The organism is Ureibacillus aquaedulcis, assembly GCF_030418165.1.
Lineage (GTDB): Bacteria > Bacillota > Bacilli > Bacillales_A > Planococcaceae > Ureibacillus > Ureibacillus aquaedulcis.
The window spans coordinates 125884-148731 of sequence record NZ_JAUHTQ010000005.1; the positions used below are offsets into that span (position 1 = coordinate 125884).

20 protein-coding genes are annotated in these 22848 nt (G+C 38.5%); 4 read left to right on the forward strand and 16 right to left on the reverse strand.

What is annotated here, in order from left to right:
* The first annotated feature begins 105 nt into the window (after positions 1–105).
* Positions 106–1083: an AI-2E family transporter gene (locus QYB95_RS08985; RefSeq protein ID WP_301138002.1), complete on the forward strand. Its 978-nt coding sequence runs from the start codon at positions 106–108 to the stop codon at positions 1081–1083.
* Here the strand turns inward: QYB95_RS08985 and QYB95_RS08990 are convergent.
* The 8 genes from QYB95_RS08990 to QYB95_RS09025 all read right to left on the reverse strand — a co-directional run bounded on the left by QYB95_RS08990 (position 1070) and on the right by QYB95_RS09025 (position 11614).
* Entirely contained in the window at positions 1070–1459 is a 390-nt protein-coding gene (locus QYB95_RS08990) for an FxsA family protein (RefSeq protein WP_301138003.1), read from the reverse strand. The two genes, QYB95_RS08985 and QYB95_RS08990, sit on opposite strands and share 14 nt — an antisense overlap.
* Positions 1460–1607: 148 nt before the next feature.
* Entirely contained in the window at positions 1608–3368 is a 1761-nt protein-coding gene (pyk, locus tag QYB95_RS08995) for a pyruvate kinase (protein WP_301138004.1), read from the reverse strand.
* Between the two features lie 23 nt (positions 3369–3391).
* Positions 3392–4351, reverse strand: a complete 960-nt coding sequence (gene pfkA, locus QYB95_RS09000) for a 6-phosphofructokinase (RefSeq protein WP_301138005.1) — start codon at positions 4349–4351, stop codon at positions 3392–3394.
* Between the two features lie 454 nt (positions 4352–4805).
* Positions 4806–5771: an acetyl-CoA carboxylase carboxyltransferase subunit alpha gene (locus tag QYB95_RS09005; RefSeq protein ID WP_301138006.1), complete on the reverse strand. Its 966-nt coding sequence runs from the start codon at positions 5769–5771 to the stop codon at positions 4806–4808.
* Positions 5764–6636: an acetyl-CoA carboxylase, carboxyltransferase subunit beta gene (gene accD, locus QYB95_RS09010; RefSeq protein WP_301138007.1), complete on the reverse strand. Its 873-nt coding sequence runs from the start codon at positions 6634–6636 to the stop codon at positions 5764–5766. The genes QYB95_RS09005 and accD overlap by 8 nt, the downstream gene beginning before the upstream one ends.
* Positions 6637–6654: 18 nt before the next feature.
* Positions 6655–7302, reverse strand: a complete 648-nt coding sequence (locus QYB95_RS09015) for a FadR/GntR family transcriptional regulator (protein ID WP_301138008.1) — start codon at positions 7300–7302, stop codon at positions 6655–6657.
* A gap of 263 nt (positions 7303–7565) precedes the next feature.
* Entirely contained in the window at positions 7566–10649 is a 3084-nt protein-coding gene (gene dnaE, locus QYB95_RS09020) for a DNA polymerase III subunit alpha (RefSeq protein ID WP_301138009.1), read from the reverse strand.
* Positions 10650–10666: 17 nt separating this feature from the next.
* Positions 10667–11614: a DHH family phosphoesterase gene (locus QYB95_RS09025; RefSeq protein ID WP_301138010.1), complete on the reverse strand. Its 948-nt coding sequence runs from the start codon at positions 11612–11614 to the stop codon at positions 10667–10669.
* 125 nt (positions 11615–11739) lie between these two features.
* Here QYB95_RS09025 and QYB95_RS09030 point away from each other — a divergent pair, with 125 nt between their 5' ends.
* Positions 11740–12042, forward strand: a complete 303-nt coding sequence (locus tag QYB95_RS09030; RefSeq protein WP_301138011.1) for a YtpI family protein — start codon at positions 11740–11742, stop codon at positions 12040–12042.
* A gap of 58 nt (positions 12043–12100) precedes the next feature.
* Here QYB95_RS09030 and QYB95_RS09035 read toward each other — a convergent pair whose 3' ends face one another.
* Both QYB95_RS09035 and QYB95_RS09040 read right to left on the reverse strand, forming a co-directional pair.
* Positions 12101–13408, reverse strand: a complete 1308-nt coding sequence (locus QYB95_RS09035; RefSeq protein WP_301138012.1) for a DRTGG domain-containing protein — start codon at positions 13406–13408, stop codon at positions 12101–12103.
* 143 nt (positions 13409–13551) lie between these two features.
* The gene (locus QYB95_RS09040; protein WP_301138095.1) at positions 13552–14229 is read right to left on the reverse strand and encodes a metal-dependent hydrolase; all 678 of its coding nucleotides are present in this window, start codon (positions 14227–14229) and stop codon (positions 13552–13554) included.
* A gap of 213 nt (positions 14230–14442) precedes the next feature.
* Here QYB95_RS09040 and QYB95_RS09045 point away from each other — a divergent pair, with 213 nt between their 5' ends.
* On the forward strand, positions 14443–15534 hold the full coding sequence (locus QYB95_RS09045) for a M24 family metallopeptidase (RefSeq protein ID WP_301138013.1): 1092 nt from the start codon (positions 14443–14445) through the stop codon (positions 15532–15534).
* A 45-nt stretch (positions 15535–15579) separates the two neighbouring features.
* Here the strand turns inward: QYB95_RS09045 and ald are convergent, their stop codons facing one another.
* The gene (gene ald / locus QYB95_RS09050; protein ID WP_301138014.1) at positions 15580–16692 is read right to left on the reverse strand and encodes an alanine dehydrogenase; all 1113 of its coding nucleotides are present in this window, start codon (positions 16690–16692) and stop codon (positions 15580–15582) included.
* A gap of 350 nt (positions 16693–17042) precedes the next feature.
* Between ald and QYB95_RS09055 the strand changes: the two genes are divergently transcribed.
* Positions 17043–17489 (forward strand): universal stress protein, encoded by a 447-nt coding sequence (locus tag QYB95_RS09055; protein WP_301138015.1) that lies wholly within the window; start codon positions 17043–17045, stop codon positions 17487–17489.
* A gap of 208 nt (positions 17490–17697) precedes the next feature.
* Here the strand turns inward: QYB95_RS09055 and QYB95_RS09060 are convergent, their stop codons facing one another.
* The 5 genes from QYB95_RS09060 to mbcS form a co-directional block, all read right to left on the reverse strand.
* A complete protein-coding gene (locus tag QYB95_RS09060; protein WP_301138016.1) occupies positions 17698–18627 on the reverse strand; it encodes a class I SAM-dependent methyltransferase in 930 nt (309 codons plus the stop codon).
* Positions 18628–18743: 116 nt separating this feature from the next.
* Complete coding sequence (tpx, locus tag QYB95_RS09065) at positions 18744–19247, reverse strand: thiol peroxidase (protein ID WP_301138017.1); 504 nt, start codon at positions 19245–19247, stop codon at positions 18744–18746.
* 137 nt (positions 19248–19384) lie between these two features.
* Positions 19385–19984 carry an RDD family protein gene (locus QYB95_RS09070; RefSeq protein WP_301138018.1) on the reverse strand — a complete coding sequence of 200 codons (600 nt, stop codon included), beginning with the start codon at positions 19982–19984 and terminating at the stop codon, positions 19385–19387.
* Positions 19985–19997: 13 nt separating this feature from the next.
* Entirely contained in the window at positions 19998–21008 is a 1011-nt protein-coding gene (sppA, locus tag QYB95_RS09075; RefSeq protein ID WP_301138019.1) for a signal peptide peptidase SppA, read from the reverse strand.
* Positions 21009–21221: 213 nt separating this feature from the next.
* The gene (gene mbcS / locus QYB95_RS09080; protein ID WP_301138020.1) at positions 21222–22808 is read right to left on the reverse strand and encodes an acyl-CoA synthetase MbcS; all 1587 of its coding nucleotides are present in this window, start codon (positions 22806–22808) and stop codon (positions 21222–21224) included.
* Positions 22809–22848 lie beyond the last annotated feature (40 nt).

A 22848-nucleotide genomic window follows, 5' to 3' on the forward strand; every position in this document is an offset into this window, starting at 1 on the left:
TGAATGAAATTGAACCAAATTAAGAAAATATGGATTAGTTAATGAAAAACATGTTTAAAGGAGAGAAAAACGTCTCAAAAGAGATGGCAATTATATGAAATAGAGGTGGAAATATTGCAAACTAGCAAAAAGAACGGTTTTCCATACAAAAAAAACATAAAATATTTAGTATTAATCTTATACTTTATTATTTTATGGCTTATATTACCTGTATCAATAGCCATATTCTTTGCTTACTTTTTATATCCTGTCATCAACTTTTTTCATAAAAGTTTAAGAATGCCATACATAATAAGTGCTATCTTGGTTTCAGTAATTATATTCCTTTCAACTTATGCATTCTTTTTTATGACCGTCCAAAGCATTATCTCTATCTACCCTGAAGTGAAGGTGCAAGTTCAAAATCTGGATATTCTTAATTCGGGTGATCATATATTGCTGGAAACCATATTCAATAAGTCGCTTTCCTATATTGATGGTGCCATTATGGGTCTGGCAAATATTTTGCAAGATATCTTGACTTATATCATTGAACTTTTTATTTTTATCGTTGCCTTCTTTTTCTCCATCTTCGAATCCAGAAAAAACAGATACTGGTTTTTCGTCTATGTACCTAAACAGTATCGCGACGAATGGAAAGGTTATTTCTCCAAGGCAACAGGTCTTTTTGGATACTTTCTCTATGTTGAATTTCAACTATTTATCATTACTTTTTTATTATTAAGCTTTGGACTGGCACTATTGCAGTTTGAACACCCTATTAGCAAGTCCTTTTTAATTTCGTTGGCAGATGCCCTGCCATTTTTCGGCATCGGCTTATTCCTGATTCCGATTGCCATCTATTTCTTTGTAATTGGAGAAAAGTTCCTTTGTATTTCATTGATCATCCTTTATATCTTTATACAGTTGACACGCCAGATCGCCGAGTCGCTATTATGGGCATCAACTTTCCATCTAAGAACTGTGCATACTTTCTTCATCAGCGCTGCCTCTATATTATTGTTCGGAGTTTACGGCATATTAATTAGCCCGTTCCTGTTACTGATTGCAGTGAGGATTAAACAAAAATCTATTTATGAATAATGAACACTTGGCCTTTTTTTAACTTGCTTCTTAACCAGTAGTAGATTGCAGGCTTATACAATTTTCTTGTAAGTGGGATAATAAGGGTTATACCTAGGAAATCCGTTAAAAACCCTGGCGCTACTAATAATATGCCCCCTACAAATATTAAAAAAGTATCAATAATAGCCGTTCCCGGAGGATTTCCTTCCGAAAGGCTGTTTTGTAGATTTCGAATAGATTGCATTCCTTGCTTTTTTGCGATGATAACGCCAATTATACTAGTAACTATTATTAGCATTAATGTATTGAATACACCCAGCACTTTTCCAACTACTATAAAAATAGCTATTTCGACTAGGATGGTTGCTATAAAAGCACCTATCATTTTTCTCATTGGTAAACCTCCATTTTTCGAATGAACTTCGGTAGTATTTATATACGATTTATAAGGTGATAAGTTCCAGTGGCTTATAAGAGATTAAAGGGGCACTCTCAATTAAGATTGAGGTGTCCCCTTTTTATAGGATATTCAATTCTTTGGTTTATAAAACACTTGCATGCCCTTTATAAATTACACCTGTTTCTGCATCCATCGTGATTTCTTGTCCATGGCGAATTAATGTTGTGGCTTCATCTACACCTACAATTACAGGAATGCCAAGACTTAATCCAACGACAGCAGCGTGGCTTGTTAAACCGCCTTCTTCTGTAATAATTCCTGCACATTTGTTAATTGCATCCATCATTTCACGGTCGGTACCAACCGTTACTAAAATGGCATCCTCGGTATCGTAGCTTCTAGCTTCTTCAGCGTTTTTCACCACAATCGCCTTGCCGACTACAGAGAGCTTGCCAACACCTTGCCCTTTTGCTAATAAATCACCAATTACATGGACTTTCATTAGGTTCGTTGTACCAGCCTCGCCAACAGGAACTCCTGCCGTAATAATCACTACATCTCCATGATCTACGTAGCCGTGCTTCAATGATTCATCTACTGACAATTCCAGGATTTCGTCTGTTGTAGTTACTTTTTGTGTAACAATTGGTGTTACTCCCCAAACAAGGGTTAACTTTTGAGCTGTTGAAGGGATATTTGTTATGGCAATGATAGGCACACCAGGACGATATTTTGCGATCATTCTAGCGGTTGTTCCACTTGCTGTAGGTGCAAGCACAGATTTTACCCCCAGGTTAATCGATGTATAAGCAACAGCTTGAGAAAGAGCTTCCGTCATTGTTGCCCCTTTTTCCTTGCTGCGTGTATTTACGATTGTTCGATAGTCCAACGAGTTCTCCGTATACTCGGCAATTCTATTCATTGTTTTAACAGATTCTACTGGGTAAAGTCCTGCCGCTGTCTCACCGGAAAGCATGATGGCATCTGTTCCATCAATAATGGCATTGGCAACATCGCTTGCTTCAGCTCGAGTTGGACGCGGATTACGCTGCATTGAATCCAGCATTTGCGTCGCAGTAATTACCGGCTTGCCTACCAAGTTGCATTTTCTAATAAGTGTCTTTTGAACAAGCGGCACTTCTTCTGCCGGTATTTCAACCCCCAAGTCTCCTCGTGCAACCATCAATCCATCCGAAACTTGAATAATTTCATCAATATGATCGACACCTTCTTGGTTTTCGATCTTAGGTATGATTTGAATGTGACTGCCATTATTTGATTCAAGCAATTCACGGATTTCAAGCACGTCTTTGGCAGTACGAACAAAAGAAGCGGCAATAAAATCAACACCTTGCTCGATACCAAATAAAATATCCTGTGCATCCTTTTCCGTGATTCCGGGAAGTTTTACAGATACACCGGGTACGTTTACACCTTTTTTATTTTTCAAAAGACCGGCATTTTCAACAATTGTATGGATCAGACCTTTTTCCAAATCTTTTGCCAACACACGAAGTTCGATCAAACCATCGTCCAAAAGAATTCGATCGTTCTGGTCAACGTCTTCAATCAAGTTTTCATACGTAACAGAGAAGCAGTTTTCATTCCCTACTACCTCGGTCATCGAAATGTCGATGACTTGTCCTTGCTGAAGGTGCAGCTCACCGTTTTCCATTGTATGAGTTCGAATTTCGGGACCCTTTGTATCTAGCAAAATTCCTACTGTTTTATTCAGTTTTTGAGCTACTTCTCGAATTGTTGCGATTCGAACTGCATGTTCTTCGTGATTCCCGTGGGAAAAGTTTAATCTGGCTACATTCATGCCTGCTTCCATTAGTTTGGTAAGCATTTCACTCGATTCACTAGCTGGACCTATAGTACAAACGATTTTTGTTTTTCTCATAGTTTTCTCTCCGTTTACTTTAGTTATATTGAAAGTTCTTTCGACAATGTATAAAGGCTTAGATCTGCCTTATGCTTATTCGAAAATGCTTCTTCTAGATCATAATCATAAACCTGATGATTTTTGATGCCGACTGCCCGTCCACTTCTTCCTTCAAGCAATACTTCTACAGCTTTTGCGCCAAAAAGTCCTGCGAGCACACGATCCCTGGCAGAAGGTGATCCGCCGCGTTGAATATGTCCAAGCACCGATACTCTCGTCGTAATGTCTGCCTTTTCTTTTAATATTTTTGCCAATTCATTTCCAGCCATGACACCTTCAGCCACAATGATAATGCTATGCTTTTTATCACGGGCAATACCATGTTGAATGCGGGAGATAATATCATCAATATCGTATTCCTCTTCAGGTATTAAAATTGATTCGGCACCTGCTGCAAGTCCTGCCCACAAGGCTATGTCCCCGGCATCTCTGCCCATTACTTCCACTATGAACGAATTTTCATGCGAAGTTGCGGTATCACGGATTTTGTCGATTGATTCCACTACAGTATTCAGTGCAGTATCAAAGCCGATAGTGTATTCAGTACCGGGTATATCGTTATCGATTGTTCCAGGCACTCCTACACTTGGGAACCCTTTTTTTGTAAGTTCCAAAGCCCCCCGGTAAGAACCGTCTCCTCCAATTACGACAAGGCCTTCTACGCCAGCTTCTTTCATCTTTTTTATACCCTGTAGCTGATATTCGTCTTCTTTAAATTGGGGACAGCGTGAAGAAAATAATTTTGTCCCGCCGCGCTGAATAATTCCACCTACCGAGCCTAAATCCAACAGCTCCATTTTGCCATCGATGAACCCTTCATATCCATGGTAAACGCCCATTACTTCAACGCCATGGAAATTCGCTTTTCGTACTACAGCACGAATGGCTGCGTTCATTCCAGGAGAATCTCCTCCACTTGTTAATACGGCAATTCTTTTCATTCTCGTAAAGAACCTCCTACTATCCTCTTATTACACACATTAGCATAAAATGAAATGAATGTGAGAATTTCAAAAAAGTTATAACGATACTTTTACAAATAGAACAAAATTTAGGGGAAGACCCAAAAGTTAAACTATTAACTAATCTTTGTTAATATTCTACCCTTATTTTCATAAAAACACGAGCATCTCTATAATGTGAAATTAAATGTTTTCGTAAACAATGCATCCAATAAAATCAAAAATAATAAATTTCATAAAAGACAAGTCGTGGAGACACAAGAAAGCGGCTTTCGATGCTTGTGTGCTAGACCGCTCAACTAAAGGAATTTTATAAGTATTTCTATTATATTTCTATGTACTTTAATATAACTTCTCAAAAAAAACGACAAAACCCAAATTGGATTTTGCCATTGTTTCAATTATTTATCTAGATATGAGCCATCTCATTCTATCAGTTAACTTCTTCTTCAATGAATTCGCCTATTTTTCTAAACTTATCATAACGATCTTCGATAAGTTCCGTCTCTGATAAAGGACATAATTCAGATAATGCGTTGTTTAAACAATTTTTTAATTCCAGCGCTTGAGCTTGTACATCTCTGTGTGCTCCCCCAGCAACTTCAATGACAATCCCATCAATAATACCCATCTCTTTTAGATCAAAGGCAGTTATCTTCATGGCCTCAGCTGCTTGTTTAGCCAAAGATGCATCTTTCCAAAGGATTGACGCCGCACCTTCCGGAGAGATAACGGAATATGTTGAATTCTCAAGCATATATATTTTATTTGCAACCCCTAATGCCAAAGCTCCCCCACTGCCGCCTTCTCCGATGACAACACTGATTACCGGCACTTTTAGCCCTGCCATCTCAAACAGGTTCTTTGCTATGGCTTCGCTTTGTCCACGTTCTTCAGCCGCTTTACCCGGGTAAGCTCCCTTTGTATCAATGAAACAAATAATTGGTCGTTTAAATTTTTCGGCTTGCTTCATCAAACGTAATGCTTTTCGGTAGCCTTCCGGATGAGGCATCCCAAAATTACGTCGGATATTTTCTTTTGTTGTTTTACCCCTTTGATGACCGATTATCGTAATCGGCTGTCCTTCAAAACTTGCAATTCCCCCAATGATTGCTTCGTCATCCCCGAAAGATCGATCCCCATGTAATTCGATAAAATCAGAAAAGATTTCATTAATATAGTCGGATGTTGTTGGACGTTGTGCATGTCTTGCTACTTGCACTCTATCCCATGGTTCCATATTATTGTAAATTTTTTCTTCTAGTTGTTTCAGTCTTGTTTCAAGTGTTTCAATTTCTGAAGACATATCGACTTCTGCACTTTTGGCAATTTCCTTCAATTCTCCGATTTTTTCACGAAGTTTTACAACAGGTTCTTCAAAGTCAAGAGACTTAGACATTTGAAACTCCTCCTTTATGGTGCAGCTTTACTATTGTTGCTAGTTTGTCGCGCATTTCTTTACGATGGAAAATAGCATCTAATTGACCATGTGCTAGTAAAAACTCCGCTGTTTGGAAATCTTCCGGCAGCTTTTCACGAACAGTTTGCTCAATTACACGTCGCCCGGCAAAACCAATCAAAGCTTGCGGTTCAGCAATGTTAAGATCCCCTAATGAAGCAAAACTTGCCGAAACTCCTCCTGTTGTTGGATGGGTCATAATCGAGATGAAAAGCAGCCCATGATCACTATGGCGTTTTAGTGCCACACTTGTTTTAGCCATTTGCATGAGTGAGATAACCCCTTCTTGCATTCGCGCCCCACCACTTGCTGTAAAAATTAAAAATGGCAAACCATTTTCAGTTGCTTTTTCAATCGCACGTGTAATTTTTTCGCCAACTACCGACCCCATGGAACCCATTCGGAAATGAGAATCCATAATTGCAACAACTACTTCTGTCCCCTTAATGCTTCCCTTACCTGTTAAAACTGCTTCATTTAACCCCGTTTTGTGTGAATCAATTTCGATTTTATCTAGATAGGATGGGAATTTTAATGGATTAGAAGTACGTAAGTTTTCATCAAAAGACTCAAATGTACCTTCATCCAGCAAAATTGAAACTCTTTCCCATGCAGTCATTTTGTAATGATGATCACAATTAGGACAAACTTTTAAATTATTGTCCAATTCCTTAGTTAAGTAGATTTTTTTACATTCCGGACATTTTGTCATTAAATCTGCTGGAAAGGAGTTTTCTTTATTACGATCTACAATGACACCTTTTTGTTTCTTTTTGTTAATAGATAATAAACTTCTAATTGCCACTGTTTTTCCCCCTTACATTTATGATGATGAATTTTTCAAATAGTGCATCCAATTTTCATATGCGGAAGTGGCTTCTTTTTCATAGCCTAGCTGTAATGCTTTTATAAGCATCTGAAGCAGCGGCTTTTCTTCCTCGGTCGATAGCTTCTTTAATGGAGTTGCACTGTATGCTACAAGCTGTAGCCATATTTTTAAAGCAAGTCTATTACCGGAAGCAATCATTAATTCTCTTAGTAATAGATCTCTAACGATTTCATTTTCTAGTTCTAGTTTCATAAACAAGCTTTCCCAAACTGGTAAGCTTCTTAAAGATTGTTCTGAACAGATGACTCTTATGGCTTCCTTTTCATGCATTCTTCTGACTATATGAACATCCTCAACTGCCTTGTTTTCCTGCAGTATAAAGGATGCCAAAATCTCGACCAGCTGGTTTGAATGAACAGCAGATAAAAAGGTACCCCCGCCATGTCTTGTTTCAATAAGCCCCAGCAGCTCCAAGCTCCGGAGTGCCTCTCTTACTGAAGAACGGCCAACATTCAGTCTTTCGGATAGTACACGTTCTGAAGGTATTTTTTCTCCCGGTTTAATCCCCTCTTGCTTGATTAACTTCCTGAGTTGATTAACAATCTCTAAAAATACTTTTTTGTTTTCTTGTTTTTTATCCATAAGCACCCCGCATTGACGTTAGGAACTAAAGGCATTTTATCCGTACAATGTAAATCACATAACAAACATTAGAAATTACGATTTTTTGCAAGACTAGAAAAAATTAATGAGCTCTAAAAAATTGCTTTTCCAAATTTAAAAGTCCTATCAGCTCAAAAGTGGTCTGACCACTTTTCATTAGAATACATAATGTTGTGCCTTTTGTAAAGAAAAAACTGTGCAACAATTGCACAGTTTTTGTAATTATAGCTGTTTTTTTCTCGCTATTGACTGTTTTTCATCGTTTTTACCTTTATTTGCAGATTTCCGTTCCGCTGTTCCAATAATCCTTCAACGTATACGATTCTGTCTTCTTTGATCCATCCGATCACTTCATTATAGCTTTGCGGGAAAAGTGTTACAGAGATTGACCCATACTCGTCCTGCAGCCCAATAAAAGCCATGAGCTCTCCTTTTTTCGTACGAATTTGACGGATATTTTCAACCATACCTACTAATTTAATGAAGTTATTCGATCTATCCGGACCAAGTTCTTTTGTCGTGGCATTTACGTCATTCCATTTAGCTCTTTCTAACGCAACCGGATGTTCACTTAAATAAAAACCTAGTGCTTCTTTTTCAAATTGAAGCTTCATCTTATCGGGTATTGGATGTGCTTCCACGTATTTCGGCTTTCCAAAGATTAAGCTATCGGAAGCGAACAAGTCATTTTCTTCTTCGTTTGGCCGTACGAGTGAAGCATGTTTTCCTGCTGCCTCGATAGTGGCTAGAAGTGTAGCCCGATCTTTCCCGAAGTCATCCAAGGCACCTGATTTAGCCAAAGGTTCTATGACTTTTCGGGTAAAATGGACAGCACTCAAAGATACCGCTAAATCAAAAATATCTTCGAATGGCTGCTCTTTTAGTTTTCGAATCGCCATAATTTTTTGCAAGAATGGCTGGGGCACTCCCTTAATAGCAGAAAGACTGAATCGAATCTTTCCTTGCTCCACCGTAAAAAACCTTTGGCTCTTTTGAATGGATGGCTTCAATACTGCTATCCCTTTATTTTTCGCTTCCAAAATAAGCTGGAATAGCTTTTCTTGATTGCCCGTTGCATTCGTCATGAGCGCTGCATAAAAGTTGGCCGGGTAATTGGCCTTCAAATAAGCCATCTGGTAGGAGATCATACTATAGGCTACTGCATGGCTTTTTGGAAAACCATAATCTGCAAATCGAACAATTAATTCGTAGACCTCATTTGCAATTCTCTCAGGGTATCCTTTTGAGACCGCTCCACTTACGAATGCTTGATGTTGTTGTTCCAGTACTTCTCTTTTCTTCTTGCTTACAGCTCTTCTTAGTAAGTCTGCTTGACCAATCGTAAAACCAGCAAATATATGTGCAATCTGCATTATTTGCTCCTGATAGACAATTACTCCATACGTCTCCTTTAAAATTGGTTCCAATACAGGGTGGAGCATCTGGACTTGCTCTTGCTTTGCTTTCCTTCTTGCATATACAGGGATAAATTCCATTGGACCCGGTCGATAAAGGGCATTGACTGCAACAATATCCAAAAACTCGGTTGGCGCTATCATTCTTAACGCATTCTTCATTCCATCCGATTCAAGCTGGAATATTCCCGTTGTTTCACCCTGTCTTAAGAGCTCGAAGGTCTTTTCATCGTTTAGTGGAATTTGATTGAAATCAATCCACTTTTTATGTGTGTAATAGATAGATTGCCGAATATTATCTAAAATTGTTAAATTTCGAAGGCCCAAGAAGTCCATCTTTAATAGACCAACCTGCTCAACCTCCTGCATCGGCCACTGAGTTAAATAAATCCCATCATGCCCTTCTTCAATAGGTACAACTTCAACAAGCGGCATTGGACTAAGCACTACGCCTGCAGCGTGAGTCGATGCATTTCTAGGCAACCCTTCCAGCTTTTTTGCCGCCTGGAACCAAGTTCTCCGGATTTGCTCCGTTTCTACCCATTTGCGGAAGGCTTCTGAGGTAGCGTAGACTTCTTGTAGAGTAATGCCAGCTTTATTGGGTATTAATTTTGAAATCATGGCAAGTGTCTCACTTTCAAAGTTAAACATCCTGGCAACATCCCTTGCCACTGCCTTTGCAGACAAAGTTCCAAAAGTAATAATTTGAGCTACATATTGCTTGCCATATTTATTCGCTACGTATTGAATAACTTCCTGACGTTTCGTATCGACAAAATCAATATCGATATCTGGAAGGGTTACCCGTTCCGGATTCAAGAAACGCTCAAATAACAAACCATATTTTAAAGGATCCACTTGAGTAATATTCAAGCAATATGCTACAAGAGAACTTGCCGAGGATCCCCGGCCGGGTCCTGTTAGAATATTGGTATTTTTGGCAAAGTGCATGAAATCTGAAACGATTAGAAAATAATCTGCATATCCCATGGAAGTAATGACTTTCAACTCATACTCCAGCCGGTTAAGATACTCTCTTTGTGGGGTATCCGTCTGTAAACGTTCCTTTAACCCGGCCATAGCCATTTCAGCCAAAACCATAGCCGAATCTTGTCCCGGATCCAAAGGGTATTTTGGCATGAAATGTGCAACATTGCTTAGGTCAACCTGACAGCTCATTAAAAATTGCCTGCTATTTTCAAGCAATTGAGGTTGGTCTTGATACCAGTTTTGCCACTGGGTTGCTGTCGGGACAAACTTATTTTCATGCTCCGTATGTATTCCCTCGCTCAGTTTCACACCAGTTTCGATGGCCCTTGCAACCTTATATGCAAAATGATCTTCAGGAGATAGAAATAAGCATTCGTGGATAGCTATACATTTTACATTGAAAGTTTGGCTCAATTGCAGTGCTCTTTGTTCGAACGGGGAAACAAAACCACCACTTCGTGATATCCCAAAATAAAGATTATCTTGGAAGGTTTTTGCAGCAAGTTGTACGTACATTTGATTGCTTTCACTGAACCACCGCCCGGCTTCCGTTGAAATAACAGCCGCACATCCTTTTGAGTAAGCAACTAACCAACGCCACGGAATCTTTTCATCATCCCGAATGGCGATGCTGCTGCTTATTTTTAGTAAATTTCTATATCCTTCATTATCTTTTGCGTATATAAGTATCGGCAGGGAAATTTCCGCAGAAAATTCAACCTGAATAGACAACCCCACTACTGGGTGAATTCCGTTTTTTTTCATTGAATGCCAAAAAGGCAAAAGCCCGTACAATTTCGTATTGACCATTGCACACACCTCTGCCTTTTGGGAATGTAAAAAAGGGATGAGCTCTTCCATACGAATTGTACTTTTCAATAAATCTGCACTCGTTCGTACCTGTGGATATACGACTGTCACACTTCATCCCTCCATTATTATTTTTTAAATTGTCGACAGATTTCTTTTAGCTCATCGATTACTCTATTTGCCTCTTCCCACGAATAAGCCGTTGCTCCGGAAGCCAGAGGATGGCCACCACCGTGAAATTTCTTTGCAAGTTCGTTAATTACAGGGCCTTTAGAGCGTAAACGAACACGAATTTGTTCTGTTTCCTCTACCAAAAATACCCACGCAATAACCCCTTTAATATCACTTAAAGAACCTACCAAGAGCGAAGTATCTGAAGGCGTCACTTGGAACTTTTCCAGAACTTCTTTAGTCAGTTTTATGAAACACGCACCATTTTCATCTATTTCAAAGTTCTCATAGATATATCCTTGCAGGTGCAATAAATTAGGTTCCTTTTCATACATCCCATTAAACACTTCTGTTCGGTCGAAATCGTATTTGATTAGTTGCCCGGCAATTTCAAACGTTCTTACAGAGGCACTTGGATAAATGAAGCGTCCCGTATCGCCCACAATCCCTGCAAATAAGAGACGTGCACTTGCATCTGACATTTTCCAATTTTTATATTCTTTTCCTTCTATAAATAATTCATAAATCATTTCACTGCATGAACTGGCGTTTGTATCCACCCACAATAAATCGCCGTATTGATCATCATTCGGATGATGATCGATTTTTATTAGGCAGTCGCCAGTATGGTATCGACTATCATCAATACGTCCCGTGTTTGCAGTATCCGTTACAATGATTAAGCTGTTCGTAAAAACGTCATCACTAATTTCTTCGGGTACTTCCAAAAAAGTTAAAGATGGATCATGCTCACCAGTTGCATAAATCTTTTTATTTGGGTAGTTCGCTTCTAATAAACGTTTTAAACCAAATTGAGAACCATATGCATCCGGATCTGGACGGACATGTCTATGGATGATTATTGTATCATATTGCTCAATCTTGTCGATGATTTGTCGTTTCAAATGGAATTCCTCCTGTAATCTCTCGTTTTTTGTTTTATGTGTTAGCTTTTTTTAATAAAAATCGTTACAATAATGGAAGCACTCAGTACATAAAGCAATTATGCACCTTTTGGGAGGTAAAAACGGTGAATATATTTTTTCTATTTTTTATAGTCATTTCATTTGCAGCGTATCTTTACAATAAAGCAAAGGAATTCCGCTCCACTCTACCCATTCAAAAAAAATGGTATAAAGCAAAAGCTGGGGTTGCACTAGGTATATTTGTAATTGTATTTGGATTAAATACTTGTGTCGTTAACCCAACACTGGTTGGTTTTTTGATTGCCGCCGTATTTATTCTGCTAGGGGCCGTCAAAGCCTTTTCCAGCTATAAACGAGTACGCCACGAAGGTCAGTTTGTTAAGGAAGAATATGAATTAAATAAATAAGTTGAACAACCTTAAGCAATATACAACGAAGCTTGTTGTATATTGCTTTTTGTTTAAATCAGCGCTCTAGTAGTTGGAACATCATCATGGCTTTTCCGACAAGAACTGTCTCGCTAAATATATCAAAATCCATTTTCACAAATTTACGGCTCATATCCAAGATATGAGGAACAACTGTTAATACACTTTCCATCTGTACTGGTTTAATAAAGTAAATTGTCATATTTTCAGCAACAGCATCTCCACGTTTTCTGCGTTTTAATGCAAAGGAACCCACTTCGGCCAGTAAAGTAGTAAATGCACCGTACGAGATTGCCCCATATTGATTGGTCATTTGTGGGGTTACTGTAAACTCGACTACCACATCTTCTTCTCCCATAACTTTCATTTCGCTTTTTACCAAGTCATCTATTGTTTCACCATGCTGCGGCTGCCGCTGTGCATGCTGTAACGCTTTAAGTACATCCTGCCGGCTGATAACCCCTTGTAAAATTCCATCATCATTGACAATAGGCAATAAATCGATTCCTTCCCAGATCATTTGGTGTCCGGCAGCCGCCACACTTGTTTTCATGGAGCCTGAAATCGGATTTTTTGTCATTACCTTATCAACCGTTTCACTCTCTTCTTTTCCAATAACATCTTTAACCGAAATCATTCCTACAAGCTTATTTGCATTAGTCACTATAGGGTATGCACCATGTGTAGTTTGCAGGTTAAGCTTATGGAAATCTGCAATTGTATCGGTTGTTTTTAGTGAATACGTTTCTTCGATTGGTACATATATATCTTCAATTAATAGAATATCTTTTTTAATTAACTGGTCATATATTGCGCGGTTAATCATCGTCGCTACAGTGAATGTATCATAGCTAGATGAAATAATTGGCAATTCCAGCTCATCGGCCAATTGTTTATTCTCTTCAGTTGTATCAAAGCCACCTGTGATCAGCACGGCAGCACCTGCTTTTAATGCATTTTTATGTGCTTTAAAACGATTCCCGACAATGAGCAGGCTCCCGGCATCTGTATAGCGCATCATGTCATCCAATTGCATCGCCCCGATGACAAACTTGCCCAACGTTTTATGCAAACCGTCTTTTCCGCCCAATACTTGTCCATCTACTATGTTAACGATTTCGGCAAAAGTTAAACGTTCGATATTTTCTTTTTTCTTTTTCTCAATACGAATAGTCCCAACACGTTCTATGGAACTTACTAAACGGCGGTTTTCAGCTTCTTTTATCGCTCTATAAGCAGTGCCCTCACTGACTTGCATTTCTTTGGCAATTTGCCGAACTGAAATTTTATCGCCTACAGGCAGTGATTCGATATATTGTAGAATTTTCTCATGTTTAGTAGACACTCTATCACCTATTCCCATCTATCTTTCCTGGTATTAGTGTACCATATTTAATTATGTATAAAAAAAGAAAGTAGCGCAAAATTTAGCAGAATGATGATTGTTTATCAAACTTTTACTTCTTTTGGCTACTTTCTTCTATTCAATTATAATTCTGCTTCTTCACCCGGTTTTAGAATCTGTACCTTGCTGCCCTTTACAAGTTCGGCAAATACTGTTGGGTCCTGTTTAATTACCGGGAATGTATCGTAATGAATAGGAACTACCGACTTTGGTTTTAGCAGCTCTACAGCATAGGCCGCATCCTCCGGTCCCATTGTAAAGTTATCGCCAATCGGCAAGAAGGCTATATCAATCGAATTTCTGTCTCCGATCAGTTTCATATCACCGAATAGTGCTGTATCGCCGGCATGGTAAAGTGTTACACCTTCCGCATAGAATAAAATCCCACCCGGATTACCTGTATTGATCACTTCATCTTCTGTTTCATAGACAGATCCATGGAAAGCCAGTGTATACTTTACTTTCCCGAACGGAAATTCGTATGCCCCCCCGATTCCCATAGGGTGTACATTTAAACCTTGTTTTCCAAGATAGACCGCCAACTCGTTGGGTGCAACTACGAGGGAATTATTCGCTTTTGCCAAATCTACAGTATCCCCTACATGATCATTATGGCCATGTGTCAGTAGAATAACATCAGGTTTTTCTTCCACTACTTTTAAATCCGTTAACCCATTTCCACTAATGAAAGGGTCAATCAAGATCGTTTTGCCGTTTGTTTTAATCTTAACAATTGAATGTCCATGATATGAAACTTGCATCATTTGTCCTCCTTCAAATTGTGTTCAAATAATCTTAATTCGTTTTTAAGCCGCTTTTTTCCTTCTTTTGCTATACTATAGACAGCTAAACAAAATATGATTAGTGTTTAACTAATAAGGTTTTACCCTTGTGGGGTAAAAATATATCAAAAGTTTACAGTATAAAACGATACTCGTGCAATTTTTATGATTTAAAACAGTAGGAGGATATTTATGAGCAAGCTTGAACAACTACAATCTTATTTAAAAGAAAATCAATATGATGCCGCATTTATTACAACACCTGATAATGTTTTTTATTTCTCAAACTTTAAGAGCAATCCACATGAACGTTTATTGGGAGTGATGGTGTTCAAGGAGGCTGAGCCCTTCTTGATTTGTCCGAAAATGGAAGCTCCTGATGCAGTCAATTCAGGGTGGAGCCAGGAAATCGTTGGACATTTAGATACGGATAATCCATGGAGTCTAATTGAACAGGCAATTCAATCCCGCGGTATTAATCTGTCTACCTTAGCAATTGAAAAAGCGCATCTAACTGTTGAGCGTTTAGAAAGCTTGCAGGAAACTTATCCACAGGCTAATTTTGTACGACTTGATGACAAAATCAATGAAATGCGTGTCATTAAAGATGAAATTGAAATCGAGAAGATGCGAAAAGCAGCTCAACTTGCCGATTATGCAATCGAAGTAGGCTGCAAGGAAATCGCCGAGGGCAGAACGGAGATGGAAATCCTGACAGCGATTGAAAATGCGATTTTAGCAAAAGGCTGTAAAATGTCCTTTGAAACAATGGTGCTTTCAGGTCCAAAAACAGCGTCTCCGCATGGTACACCTGGTGATCGCAAAATCCGCAAGGGGGATATGATTTTATTTGACTTAGGGGTTATTTACGATGGCTATTGTTCGGATATTACACGGACAGTTGCCTACGGGGAACCAGCGGATGCACAAAAGGAAATATACAATACCGTACGCCAAGCTAATGAAAATGCAATCGCAGCTGTTAAGCCCGGTGTTCGTGCAATGGAATTGGATAAGATTGCGCGTGATACGATTACTAATGCTGGATACGGGGAATATTTTACCCACCGTTTAGGCCATGGTCTTGGAATCTCTGTGCATGAATTCCCTTCCGTAACGGGAACGAACGAATTGGAGCTAAAAAAAGGAATGGTCTTCACAATTGAACCAGGTGTTTATAAAGCTGATGTGACAGGTGTTCGTATTGAAGATGATGTAGTTGTTACAGCAGATGGCGTAGAGGTTTTGACAAATTTCACAAAAGAATTAATCGTTCTATCTTAAGAAAAACGGTGACGTGAAATTAAATCACGTCACCGTTTCTATTATTTATAAAAGCGAATCTACAGGAACATATTCTCGCCCTTGGTCTTCGGCAACTGCTTTATAAACTACATATCCATTTAGTGTATTAATGCCTTTTCGCAACGCTTCATTTTCGATACAAGCATGTTTATATCCCTTATTGGCGATCTGCAATGCATAAGGTACTGTATTATTTGTTAAAGCAATGGTTGCCGTACGTGGCACTGCACCAGGCATATTGGCAACAGCATAGTGTACAACACCATGTTTAATATAAGTTGGATCATCATGTGTTGTCACACGATCAGTTGTTTCGAAACTTCCGCCTTGGTCTATCGCAATATCCACAATGACGGAACCTGGACGCATTGATTTCACCATTTCTTCTGTTACAAGCTTCGGTGCTTTTGCACCCGGAATCAATACTGAACCAATGACTAAGTCAGAATCTTTCACCGATTCAGCGATATTATAAGGATTAGATATCAAAGTTTGAACAGACGAACCAAAGATATCTTCGAGCTGACGCAAGCGCTCAGGATTTAAATCTAGAATGGTTACTTCCGCTCCCATACCAACAGCGATTCTGGCTGCATTCGTACCAGCCATGCCACCGCCCACAATTGTTACTTTGCCACGTGGGACACCTGAAACACCACCTAATAATATCCCTTTTCCACCATTCATCTTCTCTAGATATTGAGCACCAATTTGTACTGACATCTTGCCAGCCACTTCACTCATAGGAGTTAACAATGGCAGCGAACGGTTTGGAAGTTGTACTGTTTCATATGCGATTCCAACTACTTTGTTATCCAGTAGACTTTGCGTCAATTCTACTTCTGGTGCTAAATGTAAATACGTAAATAATACTAGGCCTTCATGGAAGTATTGATATTCGCTTGGAATAGGCTCCTTCACCTTCATCACCATTTCTTGTGACCATGCTTCTTTTGCTGAAGCAACAATTTTTGCACCAGCTGCTACGTAGTCCTCATCAGAAAATGCAGACCCCACCCCGGCACCTGTTTCAATAAATACTTCATGACCGGCACTTGTTAATGTTACTACTCCAGCAGGCGTCATTGCTACACGATTTTCATTGTTTTTGATTTCCTTCGGTACTCCGATTTTCATAGCTGATCTCTCTCCCTGTTGTAGAATTATGTATCCATTAATATGAATGCAAATCCATAATACCAGTATTTTCCCAATATTGTAAGATACAAAATTCATGTTCATTGAAATAATTTTCAAAATTATAGAAAAATAGGACTTTGAAGAATATTCTAGTTAAAATGAGTTTATTCCTTGGAAAAAAAGGAATAAATTATAGAATGCATCTAACACCAAATTGCAATAAATAATGTGCGACAATTATATGGATAATTTTAGAAATAAATATGAACGTTTTCTTTTCAACCGTTGAATGGATATCTTTCTATTTCCTGTTTGTTATAATAAGAGTATAGAAAAAAGGAGGAATTATGATGACTCAATATAAAAGTATAGTAGTTGCAGTAGATGGTTCAAAGGAAGCTGAATACGCCTTCAAAAAATCAATCGATATCGCTAAGCGCAATCCTGAATCGAGACTTAATTTAGTAAATGTGATTGATACTCGCTCCTTTGCAGCCATCGAAGCATATGATCGCTCAATAGCTGAACGTGCACAAAGCTTCTCGGAAGAGCTATTAAATGGTTATAAGAAGCAAGCTGAAGATGCTGGTCTTGCAAATGTAAATACAATTATAGAGTACGGTTCTCCTAAAACGATCATTACAAAAGAACTTTCAACTATTATAGAGGCCGATCTTATCATTTGTGGCGCGACTGGGTTAAGTACTGTTGAACGTTTCCTTATTGGCTCCGTTTCCGAAGCGATTGTACGTTCATCAAAATGCGATGTTTTAGTAGTTAGAACACCAGAATAATACCCATTCCAAGTACCCAATAATCCAAATTATAGCTTATCCCTTCTACGCAAAATTTATAAACGTAGAAGGGATTTTATTTCTTCAATCTATCTTATGTAATATTCTTAAAAAACCTTGGATGAACTATCCACATAAAAGATAGACTCACTGATAATAAAAAGGCATCCAGGCGTTTAACTTTAAACAACTTGGATACCTTTTGGCTTTATTTACTTTCTTTCCACATTTGAACCTTTTCAAAAAACATTGATAAGGCCTCTTTATTTGACATGTTTGGCACTTTAGCCAGTAATACTTCACGTGGAGCCTTTAATGACTTTGCTTGCTTTTGTAGTATTAGTATACTTTTCTCATGAGCCTTCGATGCAAATAAATTTTCCGGAAGCTGAATTACTGCCTGAATCCAAGCTGATTTTTTCAGGAATTTATGCAATTCCTTGGATTGTTCGGATTCAAACATATTTGCTGGAATTAAGAAAAATAAATATCCGCCCTCTTTTGTATGATTGATCGATTGCTCAATAAACAGGTGGTGAGCATAGCTCATTCCTTCATGGGCACAAAGCTCATAGTCAACCGCTACTTCTTCATTAGGGTAATATCCGACCGGCAAATCACAAACTACCGCATCAACTGGATCGACCAGCATTTTTTGTAATGCATCTTGATGATACAGTTCCACTGGTTGTTCAATAAGCTCTGCACTATCAGCAGCGAGCCGAATTAGTAATTCATCTACTTCAATTCCAGTAGCAGACACTTTACCATCCAGCAGATTCATTACTGTAAACAATAAATTTCCTGTTCCCAATGCCGGATCCAGTATAGAAATAGAATTTGTTCTCAGCTGTTCCTCAAAAAATTGCTCCACAAAATAACCAACCAACAAACCAAGCGTATCAGGCGTCATTTGATGGTTTGGTTGTGAAGCTTTCCTCATCCCTTTTAGAATGGCAATTTGAATGGCTTTGCGTACTTCTTCTTTCGTCGCATCCTCGAAGGTCCAAGGTTCTTTTCCCTCAAGTACATCTTCAAGAGATTGTAATACACCATCTAAAAATGAACGACCATCCGTTTTTTCATACTTTTCCGCTTTTTCATTAATAAATGAAAATATTTGTTCAAACTTTTCCATAAAAAACTCCTTTTGAAATGAACAACCCACTCCGATTAAATCTCGAGTGGGTGTACATCTAAGCGATCCTATGTTTCTAGACTATTCTTAGTCTATCATTAATCTGTCTGATTCACTTAGATTAATGCTTTTACTGCTTCAATCGCCGCTTCATAATCCGGATGGCTAGTACCTTCTGGAACATATTCAACGTACGTTACAGTACCTTCCTTGTCAATCACGAATACTGAACGAGCCAGTAAACGCAGTTCCTCCATGTAAACTCCATAAGCTTTACCGAAAGATAACTCTTTATGGTCCGATACAGTGTGAACACCTTCCAGACCAGCAGCAGCACACCAGCGTTTTTGTGCAAATGGTAGATCAGCGGAAACTGTATAGAAAGCTACATCATTTCCTAGTGCTACTACTTCTTCATTAAAACGACGTGTTTGTGCATCACAAACACCTGTATCTAATGATGGTACAACGCTGATCAGACGTACTTTCCCTTCAGAATCCTTTAAGGTAACCGGTGATAGATCGTTAGCCAATACTGTAAAGTCAGGTGCTTTCTGCCCTGCTTTGACTTCATTTCCTACTAATGTTACTGGGTTGTTTTTGAATGCTACTTGTACCAATTTGGAACCCTCCTTTATATTACATAAATAATCTTACTAAAGATAATTCCTACATTGCAAATAACTTCTCTTACATATTTTTACGTATATAGAAAAGAACGAAGAATCGCTTCTTCGTTCCTGGAATGGTTCTAACTTTAAACCGTGGGCGTAATGGAATTTTGAGGTTTAAGGTCATCGTTTTGAGGATTTTCCAGTACTACTTCTTTTTTACTCTTAATAAATATTCTTTCTTGTACGACCCTTGTATCAGCTATAATATCGTTCAAGCCATTATTTTTTGGCATAAAAGCCACCAACAGATAGATGATAGGAAGTTTATTGCTAATAAATCGACCAACCAGCTCTCTAAACAAAACAGTCAGCCAATCAAGCTTGCCATTATTTTTCCCTTTCACTCTTAGACCAAAAATCATTTTCCCGACTGTTTGCTGCAAGTATTTTGTTGTGATCACAAAGTAAGCGTAATAAAACAAGCCCGAGACAATCGTCATTGGGGAATACCAATGACTTTCAGATAAATTCCAGCCGAATAAGTGGAAAAGTGGATTGATAATAATCCCCACTAGAGCCCAAACAATTAAGATGTCCACGACAAACGCCCAAAAACGCATCCAAAAACCAGCTGTCTTCTCTTCAATTTGTTCAACAATTTGAATTTGTTTTTTCGCTAGGTTAGGGACAAGTTCACTTTGAGGAAGAGCAACACTTGAGTCATAATTTTCATTTTCTGACATCTAGAACCCCTCCTTAATTCTCACCGTATAAATACATCATACGTGGTCCATCATTTGAAGACATTAGTTTTGTTAAAAATTGCTGTTCAGGTGAAGGACCGAAGAAAGTACTGATTTTCATACCCAACATTGAAGTCAAGTCACCGAAATTTGATTCATATTCAAACACTTGCGCATCTTCTAATCCAAAGTCTGCCCTTACTGCCGCTATTGCATCTTCCATTCCACCGATTTCATCGACAAAACCTGCGTTAATGGCTTGGGTTCCACCCATGATGCGTCCATCTGCAACCTTTTTCACATCGGCTTCTGACATACCTCTGCCTTGTTCAATCACGTCGACAAAGTCTTCATAAGATTCATCGATCATTTCTTGAAGCATTGCTTTTTCTTCGGCCGTCGTTGGCCTTGTTCCACCAAACATATCCTTGTGCTCACCTGATTTGATTGTTTCGAATTCAATCCCTAAATTCCCTGCAAGCTCCGAGAAATTATAGCTTTGCATGATGACGCCAATTGAACCGGTAATCGTTTCTTTATGAGCAAAAATTTTATCTGCCGGTGCAGAAATATAATATCCTCCGGAAGCTGCATATGAGCCCATCGAAACATAGATTGGAATCTTTCTTTCTTCCTTAATCTCAACTAATTTTTCATGAATATCAGCCGATTCAATAACTCCCCCACCCGGCGAGTTTACATATAATACTACAGCTTGAATGGACTTATCGGTTAAAATAGTCTCTAATTGTGCCAAAAAGTTTTGATGATCGTATTCAACTGCAGAAAAAGGTGTACTTGATCCGACATCCTGAATCGTTCCATCAACAGATAGTAAAGCAATCCTGCTTCCCATATCACCAGGTTCTACTACGGTTTCAATCATTGTTTGTTCACTCGCTGTTAAGCTATCAAAATTTGAAAAAAAGTCGGTTTTAAATATAGATATTACTGTATTCAAACCAATCGAAAAGACAATCAATACAACTGCCGCTCCTAATGCAAGCCATCTTTTTGTATTCATTCAATACTCCTCCTTCATTCTTACATACGGATTAGTTGTTTATTTGTTTCAATATTTATCTATTTTTTTAGAAAAAAAATCCATAATATGATCACATTATATTTTATGATAATAAAAAAGAGATTTTAAAGCCATTCTAACTGACTTTAAAATCCCCTTTATCATTCGACATTATTCCCTAGGAAATAAATTTCATTTCAATCTTTTTAAGAGTTAATTTGTTGTTTGTTTCTTGAATTCCTGTTCACGTAGTTCAATACGTCTGATTTTACCAGATGATGTTTTCGGTAATTCATCGATAAATTCAATTGCTCTTGGGTATTTATATGGTGCAGTGATTTCTTTCACATAATCTTGTAATTCTTTCACAATCGTCGGACTATCTTTTAAATTGGAATCACGCAACACTACAAAAGCCTTAACTATATTACCGCGAACCTCATCAGGGCTGGCTACAACTGCACATTCTTTGACAGCAGGATGTTTCACAAGGGCATCTTCAACTTCAAATGGTCCAATAGTATAGCCTGAAGAGATAATAATATCATCGCCACGACCTTCAAACCAGAAATAATCTTCCTCGTCTTTATAGGCACGATCCCCAGTTAGGAACCATTCACCTCGATACTGCTTGCTTGTTTTTTCTTCATCCTTTAAATAACCCTTAAATAACGCTGGAGTTGATGAATGCACCGCAATATCTCCCACTTCACCAGCTTTAGTTGGTTCACCAAATTCATTGATGATCTCCACAAGGTTCCCTGGTGTTGGTTTCCCCATTGAACCCGGTTTTGGGGTCATGCCCAATAATGTCCCTACCAATAATGTACTTTCTGTCTGTCCATAGCCATCACGAACTTGAAGAGAGTAAACATCCATGAATTTATTAATTACCTCACTATTTAACGGCTCTCCAGCTGAAACTGCGCTTTTAACGCTTGATAAATTATATTGTTCCATTTTATCTACTTTAGCCATTAAACGATATTCAGTAGGTGTACAGCATAAAACATTTATTTGGTAATCCTGCAGCATTTGAAGATATCCCTGTGGTTCAAATTTGCCTAGATGAACAAATGCTGTTGCCCCACTTCCCAACGTAGCCAAGAATGGACTCCAAACCCATTTTTGCCATCCTGGTGCTGCAGTTGCCCAAACTAAATCATCTTCCTGTACTCCAAGCCAGTGTGCAGCAGTTGTTCTTAAGTGCGCATAACCCCAACCATGGGAATGCACTACTCCTTTCGGATTGCCCGTAGTTCCGCTTGTATAAGACAAGAATGCAACATCGGAATCTTCTGTTTCAACCCCGGCAAAAACATCCGACTCATTTTCTAGACTTTGCTCTATGGATAACCATGAATCTTTTGATTGGCCATATACAAAAAGTTTTAACCCATCTATATGTTGTGCTTCATCAAATTGACTTAGCTCGTTTTCAAAGGCAACAATGGCCTTTGCACCTGAATGGGTAATTCGGTAATCAATATCTTTCGCGCGAAGCATCTCCGAGCTTGGAATGATTGTTAACCCGGCCTTCAAAGCCCCGATGTATGTAACATATGCCTCTTCTGAACGAGGAACCATGATTAGAATTACATCACCTTTTTCAAGTCCGTTGCTTTTGAATAAATTCGCTACTTTATTTGCTTTTTTAATTAATTTTTCATAAGAAATTTTTTCGATTTGTCCACTCTCGTGATGAATCATTAATGCAACTTTTGAACTCGTTTTTGCATACTTTTCAATTTCATCGACAATATTATATTTTTTAGGAGCTAGTAAATCTTCTCTTCTCATATTTATCCCCCTTTTATGCACCAAACAAGGCACATTATTC